Source organism: Parvibaculum sp. (assembly GCF_040882025.1).
In the GTDB taxonomy this organism is placed as follows: Bacteria; Pseudomonadota; Alphaproteobacteria; order Parvibaculales; family Parvibaculaceae; genus Parvibaculum.
The window spans coordinates 44905-45965 of sequence record NZ_JBBECC010000018.1 but is presented as its reverse complement, the minus strand read 5'-3'; the positions used below and the strand labels follow the sequence as shown (position 1 = coordinate 45965).

Below are 1061 nucleotides of genomic sequence, written 5' to 3'. Positions count from 1 at the left end.
TTGAAGACGGGGCAGACAACCGCCGGCTGGGCGCCGGGCCAGTTCGGCCCCGGCGGCGGACCCGGCAGCATCTGGAGGGTCGACGGACGCAGCGGCGAGATTTCGCTTTTTGCGGAGGTGAAACTGCGCGGCAAGACGAGCGGCCCGGCGGCGCTCGGCAACATCGCCTATGACGCAGGACACCGGCAGCTTTTCGTTTCGGATTTGTCGACCGGGATGATCCATCGTTTCGGTCTGAACGGCACCGATCTCGGACATTTCGATCACGGCGCAACCGGCCGCGCCGCCGCGCGCCTGCCGAAACGGCTCCACGATCCGGCGGCGCTTGCCGACATTGGAAGCGCGGCGTTCGATACGGAAGATACCGCAACATGGGGCTTCACCCATGCCGAACGGCGCGTCTGGGGTCTCGCGGCACATGAAGGACGCCTTTACTACGCAGTTGCCGTCGGCCGGCCTGCGCCAGCCGAAGCCGGCGAACCGGAAGCCGATGCCGGACAGATATGGTCGGTCGGGCTCGACCGGGACGGCGATTTTGCGAAAGACCCGCGGCTGGAAATTTCCCTGCCGAGTTCCACAAACGCCGCGCCGATTTCGGACATCGTTTTCGCGCATGACGGCGCCATGATCGTCGCCCAGCGTTCGGTCATCGGGACGACCTACGGCTATGACGCCCTGACGGCGCGGAACGTCGCGCATGTGAACCGCTTCTGGCGCGAAAAGCCGAACGATCCAAAAACAGCGAGCGCATGGTATCAGGCGCCGGAGGAGTATGCGGTCGGCTATGCGGGCGACAACCGCAACGGCGCCGGCGGCGTCTCTCTCGGATATGGATACAATGCCGACGGGACGATCGACCTGACGGCATGCGAGGACGCCATTTTCCTTACCGGCGACATGCTGCGCGATTTCCTGCAGCAGAAGGATCTGTTCATTCCCGGCGGTCCGCTCAACGCCCATGGACTGCAGATAAGCCCCAAAGGCCCGGTGCGCGGCTTCAACGTGCCGCCATCCATCAGCTACTTCGTCAATTACACCGACCGGATGAGCACGGCGAAAGC

At 64.3% G+C, this 1061-nt stretch carries 1 pseudogene; it reads left to right on the top strand.

What is annotated here, in order from left to right:
• Nucleotides 1–1061: pseudogene (locus WEB61_RS01480) on the top strand (hypothetical protein); the annotation flags it as partial.